The organism is Rhodococcus sp. G-MC3, from assembly GCF_030063335.1.
Taxonomy (GTDB): Bacteria; Actinomycetota; Actinomycetes; order Mycobacteriales; family Mycobacteriaceae; genus Rhodococcoides.
Genome location: NZ_JASISW010000019.1, coordinates 107,541 through 114,709, shown reverse-complemented (window position 1 = coordinate 114,709; position 7,169 = coordinate 107,541). Strand labels below are relative to the sequence as shown.

The 7,169-nt window shown below is 60.5% G+C and carries 5 protein-coding genes and 2 pseudogenes; 5 read left to right on the top strand and 2 right to left on the bottom strand.

What is annotated here, in order from left to right; all coding sequences use genetic code 11:
* Positions 1-27 precede the first annotated feature (27 nt).
* From QMK17_RS19750 to QMK17_RS26520, 3 genes and pseudogenes are all read left to right on the top strand, one after another.
* Positions 28-1,941: a tyrosine-type recombinase/integrase gene (locus QMK17_RS19750; RefSeq protein WP_283510996.1), complete on the top strand. Its 1,914-nt coding sequence runs from the start codon at positions 28-30 to the stop codon at positions 1,939-1,941.
* Positions 1,938-2,231 (top strand): hypothetical protein, encoded by a 294-nt coding sequence (locus QMK17_RS19745; protein ID WP_283510985.1) that lies wholly within the window; start codon positions 1,938-1,940, stop codon positions 2,229-2,231. The genes QMK17_RS19750 and QMK17_RS19745 overlap by 4 nt, the downstream gene beginning before the upstream one ends.
* A gap of 46 nt (positions 2,232-2,277) precedes the next feature.
* Positions 2,278-2,493, top strand: a pseudogene (locus QMK17_RS26520) (IS3 family transposase); the annotation flags it as partial.
* A gap of 445 nt (positions 2,494-2,938) precedes the next feature.
* Here QMK17_RS26520 and QMK17_RS19735 read toward each other — a convergent pair.
* Positions 2,939-3,559, bottom strand: a complete 621-nt coding sequence (locus QMK17_RS19735) for a TetR/AcrR family transcriptional regulator (RefSeq protein ID WP_283510984.1) — start codon at positions 3,557-3,559, stop codon at positions 2,939-2,941.
* 93 nt (positions 3,560-3,652) lie between these two features.
* On the opposite strand from QMK17_RS19735, the gene QMK17_RS19730 reads away from it, so the two are divergent.
* Positions 3,653-5,011: a cytochrome P450 gene (locus QMK17_RS19730; protein WP_283510983.1), complete on the top strand. Its 1,359-nt coding sequence runs from the start codon at positions 3,653-3,655 to the stop codon at positions 5,009-5,011.
* 251 nt (positions 5,012-5,262) lie between these two features.
* On the opposite strand, the gene QMK17_RS19725 is transcribed toward QMK17_RS19730, so the two are convergent.
* Positions 5,263-6,524 (bottom strand): IS3 family transposase gene (locus QMK17_RS19725; protein WP_283510982.1). Its coding sequence is split into 2 segments (ribosomal slippage): positions 5,263-6,251 and positions 6,251-6,524, totalling 1,263 coding nucleotides; the frame shifts between segments, so codons are not numbered across the junction.
* Between QMK17_RS19725 and QMK17_RS19720 the strand changes: the two are divergent.
* Positions 6,523-7,131 (top strand): annotated as a pseudogene (locus tag QMK17_RS19720) (acyl-CoA dehydrogenase family protein); the annotation flags it as partial. The gene QMK17_RS19725 and the pseudogene QMK17_RS19720 overlap by 2 nt on opposite strands.
* Between the last annotated feature and the right edge of the window lie 38 nt (positions 7,132-7,169).

The following is a 7,169-nucleotide window of genomic DNA, read 5'->3' as shown; positions in this document are numbered from 1 at the left end:
CTCCGACACACGTCAAGGCAGAATTCGATGCAGCTCGCACCCGACTACGCACCCGCCCCTGAATCACCGGTAGAGATCTACGATGCCTATCTGGTGCATCTGCAGCGACGGCATCGAGGCAACCCCGCCTACACCCAAGCTGCCCGATCCTTCCTGCGCCGATGGCCCAATGTCGCAGACTGGACCACGATCTCGCTCGCAGAGAAGTTATCCGCGAACGGTTCTACCAGGCCGTTCATCACCTTCCTCATGATCAGCCGCCGACTACAACCCGGTTACGACTATCTCGTGCACCGCAAACTCTCCAGCCTGTGGCACGAGCTGACCGACAGCTGCCTACAACCGGACCTCGATCAGTTCATCACCGCTGCAACAGAACTAGGATTCTCCGAGCGCGTCGCCTCCGCGATCGGATCCCAGATCATCACCCGCGTCCTCATCCAAACCAGTCGACCACTGCTGGATCTGAGCGAACGAGACCTACAAGATCTGCTGCGGGCCTGCGACACTCGTGAGGAGGAGACGGGTCGAGGTGCCAAGCACTACCGAAACACCAGCCGCAGTGCCCGCCAGATCCTCTTCCACCTCGGTGTCGTCGATTCGCCGGCGCCACCATCGGTGGTTGCGGTGACCCTGGAGCAACGCATGGCCGACGTTCCGGCGACGCTGCGACCGGCGTTCGTGGCCTACCTCAAGCGCAAACACGCCACCTGCACCGTCAAGACCGTCAGCAGTCTCGCGACCAGGCTCGCGCACTTCGGACGATACCTCTCCGCCGTCGACCCCGACATCGCATCGCTGAACTCATTGGACCGACGTCGACACATCGAACCGTTCATCACCTCACTGACCACCACCGTCAACTCCGTCACCGGCGCACCCATCACCGTCGCCGACCGGATCAGACGAGTACACGCTGTCGGTAACTTCCTCGCCGAGATCACCGAATGGGGATGGGACGACGTGCCGCCGCGTCGGCTGATCTTCCGAGACGACCTCCCCCGGCAGCAACGGTTCCTGCCGCGCTACCTGCCTGTTGATTCTGACCGCAAACTCTCTGCTGCACTGTCGAATTCGACCTATCGACTCGCCGCTGACGCACTACTGGTGCAGCGAGCCTGCGGACTACGAATCGGTGAACTACTCGACCTCGAGCTCGATTGCGTTCACGAAATACCGGGACACGGGTCCTGGCTGAAAGTGCCGCTCGGCAAACTCGACTCCGAACGCATGGTTTCCCTCGATGAGGAAGTTCTCACCCTCGTCGACCGCATCACCGCCATCCGCTCGCCGGGCCGTCCGATGACCCATCCCCGCACCGGAGCACCCACCGATTTCCTGTTCACCCACCATGGAAAACGGCTGTCGCAGAACGCGGTACGAGCAGAGCTGAACCGTGCTGCCGATACCGCCGGCCTCGGCCACGTCACCCCGCACCAACTCCGGCACACCTACGCCACCGCCCTCATCAACGCAGGCGTGTCCTTGCAAGCATTGATGGCGCTGCTCGGTCACGTCTCGACCCAGATGAGTCTGCGCTACGCGCACCTCTTCGACAGCACAGTCCGCACCGAATACGAACGAGCCCTCGGCCTGGCGAAAAGCCACATCGGCCCCATACCCACCGACAAGCTGCACCTTCCGATCACCGACGTCAGCGGCGGCGCATGGAAAGACACTCCGGCAATCAAGTCGAGACTGTCCGGCGGCTACTGTCTTCGAGCCCCCGCGCAGGGATCATGCCCCTACGCCAACATCTGCGAGAACTGTCCCAGCTTCCACACCGACGCAACACATCTCGCAGTTCTTTCTGCTCAACGAATCGATGCCGCCGACCTCGCAGCCGATGCAGAGAAGCGAGGATGGATCGAGGAAGCGACCCGGCACCACGCCCTCGTCGCACGACTGGACACGCTCATTTCCCGATCGGAGACCGCATGAACAACACCCCACTGCTCCGCGTCGAACAAGTCTGCATCGACCTCACCACCGCCGGATCACCGGTCACGTTCACCGCAGTCGCAGAGGCTACGCAGATCGCACGAGCATCGCTCTACCGGAACAAGCAACTACGCGCTGTCATCGACGAGCACAGGGCCCGCCAAACCAATGCCCGCACTCTCACCGGCCTCGCTACTGAAGTCGCTCACCTACGCACCATCGTCGAAACGCTCGCCACCGCCGTCACCGCCCACGAAGAACGACTCCGTCGCCTCACCCCGCGACACTGATGAACCATTCAGCCCGCCCACGGCGGAGCCGCACCCATTATTAGCCGGTCAATGCGTAGACAATGCTGCAATGGAGTCGTTTTTCGCCCTGCTGCAGATGAACGTTCTCGACCGCCAGCGCTGGTCCACGCGGGCGCAACTGCGGCTGGCGATCGTGACCTGGATCGAGCGGACCTACCACCGCAAGCGCCGCCAACGACGCCTCGGCAAACTCACGCCGATCGAGTTTGAGACAATCAACCGGGCCGCACACGCGGCCTGAATCACTCAACCCCACGAGTCAACTGAAGTGGGGGCAGTCCCGAACGGTCACCGGCAAGGCTGTGACGCCAGTAGAGGCAGGTTCGAGTACATGTCTGTCGGCGTGATTAGCAGCGCCGATAATCGAGAGGTGTCTACCTCGATCAGCGAAGCCGGATTGCGAAACCTGTAAGTTCATCCTGGCCGAGGAACTGGCCAACCGCAGCATCATCAAATGGAGGTGCAGTCACCATCGGCGGCGTAGTCCAGTCGGGAACTTTCTTGATGTGGATCTGATTGCCGAGTCGTACTGGGAACTTTTCACCAACAGTCACGCGAAGGAAATGCTTTACACGCCTGCATCGTCGGGGCAGCGGCCAAGTCATTTTTCAGCGGATCTGCACTGCAGTGGTGCGGATTGAAGCCCTCGCTACCCGCTCGATCGTGAGCCGTCCGGCATGCGACTCCTATCGGTGGGCGGTGGAGGTGAATTGATATGTTGCCGCATCGACGATCTCGTCAGGGGTGATGGCGATCTCGTCGTTCAACCATGCGGTGACCAACTCGGCCAGGCCGCCCACAAACAGCAATCCGTTGATTTCTCCCTGATGTGGTGGCCATGCCTGGTCGCCGTACATGCGGGTGGCTTCGTCGGCCACCATCTGAGCGAAGCCCCGCAGTGCTGTACGTCGGTGGGTGCGCAAAGGTTCGAACGCGGCGGATTCGATCATCGCAACACGTCCCTTGCGTGGATCGTCGGTCAAAATGGTGACGAATGACGCGATGGCATTTCGTACGCGCCGCTCGAGCGTTTCGCCGCTCGCTCGAAGTGCGTCCAGACCGGCCTCGCGGACTTCGTCGGCGATTCCGTCCAGGACCTTCTGCAGGACTTCGTCTCTGCTGGTGAAGCTTTCGTAGAAATATCGCTCCGTCAACTTGGCGTGCGCGCAGATAGCGGTCATGGTGGCGCCGCTCTTGCCTGTGGCAGCAAAGACTTCCAGTGCGGCCTCAAGCAAGCTCTCACGCCGCAGTGCTGCGCGCTCGTCGCCGCTCAGGCCCGCGTATCGACGCGGCGTAGGAGAAGTCATAGGTTGATATTGACAGATCCGATCACTGTGACGCAGACTACCCATATCTGACAGAGTACACAGTCAGATCGAAAAGGAAGGCGAGGTTCATCCATGTCCAAGATTCTGGCCGATCCACCAGCACAGTCACAGTTACTCCCAATTTCGGGTCGATCGGGGCTCCCCGGCGTCGGGCACGCACTCGAATACGTCCGAGATCCACTGGCATTGATGCAAAAGCACTGGGACCGTTACGGTGAGGTCTCCTGGTTTTCGATGATCGGGCGACGTTGGGTCGCGGTCCTCGGACCCGATGCGTGCCAAGAAGTGCTGCAGAACAAGGATCGGGCTTTCGTCAACGGCGACGGTTGGTCGGTGCTGATCGGCCCCTTCTTCCACGGTGGTCTCATGCTTCTCGACTCGGAAGAACATCTACGGCACCGCCGGATCATGCAACAGGCGTTCACACGATCGCGCCTGGAAAAAACAGTTGACGTTCTTAACCCGGCGATAACCTCGGCGCTCGACGCCTGGACTCCCACCGACGGATTCCGCGCCTACACCGCACTCAAATCACTCACCCTCGATCTCGCCACCGACATCTTCATGGGAGGCGCGGAAGGATCCACCGAGAGCGAAATCGACTCGGTGAAAAAAGCTTTCGTCGATTGTGTACAGGCAGCCACCTCAGTGGTCCGCTACAGCGTCCCGGGAACCAGGTGGAAGCGAGGACTCGACGGACGCCGAGTCCTGGAAGACTTCTTCCGGCAGTACCTACCGGCACGTCGGTCACACGAAACCGATGACCTGTTCTCCGTGCTCTGCCACATCGAATCCGAAGCAGGACAACGCTTCAGCGACGACGAAGTCGTCGACCACATGATCTTCCTCCTAATGGCCGCGCACGACACCTCCACCATCACCATCTCCACGATGATGCAGTACCTGGGCCAGCACCCACAATGGCAGGACAGGTGCCGGGCGGAGTCCCTCGCGTTGGGAACAGCGTCACCGAGTTATGCCGATCTCGACGGACTCGTCAGCCTCGATCTGGTCATGAAGGAATGCCTCCGGATCGTCTCTCCGGTACCGGTGATGGCGCGCCGGGCGGTCCGCGACACCGAAGTGCAGGGACATTTCGTGCCTGCGGGAACGTACGCGGCGGTGGTGCCGCATTTCACCCATCACATGTCGCAGTACTGGCCCGAACCAGAACGCTTCGATCCCGAGCGCTTCGCGGAGCACCGACGCGAAGACAAGGTGCACCGATACGCGTGGGAGCCGTTCGGTGGTGGTGTGCACAAATGCCTCGGCATGCACTTCGCCGGCGCCGAGATCAAAGCGATCATGCATCATCTCCTTCTGCGCTTCGACTGGCGCGTCGACGCCGACTACGTCGCCCCGCTCAACTTCACGTCCCTGCCGTTCCCCTCCGACGGACAACCGGTCGATCTACATTTTCTCGAGCAGTGAGGATACGCCAGAAAGTTTGTTCTGCAGGCGGATGCAGTCACCGATCCTGATCGCTCACATCATCGACGAATGCTCTGACGAGTTCGTACTGTCCTACGACAGTACGAACGGACGCAACGAAATTCAGTTTGTCCACAAAACATCGACGTAGTAGGAGTTGGCGTGGAACGTTCCCTGTTCGAACCGGAGCATGATCTTTTCCGGGAGTCCATCCAGAAGTTCTTTGAACCGTCCCAGGTTTCTTGCCGCTCCTACGCTTGCAACATCTCCGGGCGGAGTGGCGATTCTTGACTGTAGTAGACCTCCTCGAACTCTTCTGGTGTGAGGTAGTCGAGGGTGCTGTGGAGTCGGCGTTGGTTGAACCAGTCGACCCACCCCATCGTGGCAAACTCGACATCGTCGATGGTCTTCATCGGCCCGTTCAGGAACGGGCTCCGCTTCGATACCGCCTCGGTCTTGAATAACCCAATTGTGCTCTCCGCCAACGCATTGTCGTAGGCATCCCCGACACTTCCGATCGATGCCGCAATGCCCTCGAGCACAAGCGTTTCCGCGAACGCGATCGAGGTGTATTGACCTTGGCTGCCGGCGTCGCTGTGATGAATGAGGCCGGGTCCGACGCGGTGTCCACCGTGATCTCGTCGCCACAGCGCCATCTTCAACGCGGTGGTGACCATAGTGGTGTCTTTGACCGTCGAGGCGTGCCAACCGACGATCGCTCGGGAGAAGCAGTCGATGACGAACGCGACGTAGACGAACCCCGCCCACGTCCTGGTGTACGTGAAGTCGGTGACCCACTTCCGATTCGGGGCCTCGGAAGTGAAATCACGGTCGAGCAGGTCAGGGGCCCGTGTGGAATTCTTACCGCCCTGAATCGTGGTGCGGTGCCGCCTGCCTCGGACAACGCCGGACATACCCTCGTCGCCCATCAGTCGGTCGACTGTGCAGGCAGCCGCGCTATGGCCCTTCCTGCGCAGGTGGCGATACATCTTGCGGCGGCCGTAGAGCTCTTCAGGTTCGCCGACCGTGTCGCGGAGCGCGGCGGTGAGGTACGCGTCGGAGATCGTGCGGGCCGATGGTGGTGCGCTCTTCCAGTTGCGGTACGTGCGTGGGGCGACCTGCACGCCGTGCTCGGTGAGCACGCGGCAGATCGACTCGACCCGGTAGTTCTGTGCATGCATCTGATCGATGAACTGGACTATCTGCGGCGGCGAGGGTCGAGCTCCCTCGCGAAGAAAATCGATGCCGACTTCAGAATTTCGTTGGCTTCCTTGAGATCTCGGTTCTCACGCTCGAGTTCCTTGATGCGCTGTTGCTCCTCGGTCGTTGCACCGGGAGCTTGGTTGGCATCGATCTGAGCTTGGCGTGTCCAGAGCCGGAGTGACTCCGCGCCGACACCCAATTTCGGTTCGATCGCCTTGCACGCGCCGTACACGGAGTTGTACTCGTGGAGATGGTCGAGGACCATCCTCACCGCACGCTCACGTTGCTCGGCCGGGTAACGCTTCGACATGTGCTTCATCCTTCACAAAGAACGAAGCGGCATCAAACCCGGGACGGATCACTTGGCACAGCACGTGGCGCCCTTCCACGACAAGTGGGAAGAGCAGAACATCGTCGATCGCGACGTCTGGGTGGAAGCCGGCAAGCAAGGTTTTCTGGGAATGGCCGTTCCCGAGGAATTCGGTGGCGGAGGTGTCAAAGACTTTCGATACAACGTCGTCATCACGGAGGAAGCCACCAAGGGTGGTTACAGCGGTATCGGTTTCATGCTCCACAACGACGTCGTGGCGCCGTATCTGGTCGATCTGTGTAACGACGAGCAGAAGCAGCGTTGGCTGCCGGGATTCGCCTCGGGAGAACTGATCTCAGCGATCGCAATGACCGAACCCGGAACCGGCAGCGACATCCAGGGAATCAAGACCAGGGCTGTCCGTGACGGTGATGACTGGATTCTCAACGGGTCCAAGACGTTCATCACCAACGGCATCAACGCCGATATCGTCATCGTCGTTGCGTGCACTGATCCCGACATCGGGGCGCAAGGCTTCAGCCTCTTTGTAGTCGAGCGCGGAATGCCAGGCTTCGAACGCGGGCGCAACCTCGACAAGATCGGGTTAAACCTGAATGCACCGATCCGGTGACGGATGGTCGCGTG

Bases quoted from the DNA above. Each gene is read 5' to 3' on its own strand.
- QMK17_RS19750 (WP_283510996.1), top strand. From the start codon at position 28: ATGCAGCTCGCACCCGACTACGCACCCGCCCCTGAATCACCGGTAGAG.
- QMK17_RS19745 (WP_283510985.1), top strand. From the start codon at position 1,938: ATGAACAACACCCCACTGCTCCGCGTCGAACAAGTCTGCATCGACCTC.
- QMK17_RS19735 (WP_283510984.1), bottom strand. From the start codon at position 3,559: ATGACTTCTCCTACGCCGCGTCGATACGCGGGCCTGAGCGGCGACGAG.
- QMK17_RS19730 (WP_283510983.1), top strand. From the start codon at position 3,653: ATGTCCAAGATTCTGGCCGATCCACCAGCACAGTCACAGTTACTCCCA.